The sequence below is a fragment of the Nocardiopsis sp. KDC1DS13DA1 genome (assembly GCF_055632325.1).
On record NZ_JBVMUY010000073.1, the window covers coordinates 1 to 298 of the forward strand.

The following is a 298-nucleotide window of genomic DNA, read 5'->3' on the forward strand; positions in this document are numbered from 1 at the left end:
CCGATCCCGCGTTCGCGCAGCCAGCGGCGCCGGTCACGGGAGTGGTAGGCCTTGTCTCCGTGGAGCTTGGCAGGGCGGCGCCTCCTGGGACCTCGCCGTGAGCGCACCGCGGGGATGCCCCGCACCAGGGGTTGGAGTGCTTCGCCGTCGTTGACATTGGCCGCGGAGACCGCACAGTTCAGCGGCAGCCCTTGGTTGTCGCACAGCAGATGGAGCTTGGAGCCCGGTTTACCCCGATCAGTGGGGTTTGGCCCCGTCTTCTCCCCCTGGCTTGGCGCGAATCGACTGGGAGTCGACC

At 68.8% G+C, this 298-nt stretch carries 1 pseudogene; it reads right to left on the reverse strand.

The window, feature by feature from the left end:
* Positions 1 to 298 (reverse strand): annotated as a pseudogene (locus tag ACTVAJ_RS30295) (transposase); the annotation flags it as partial.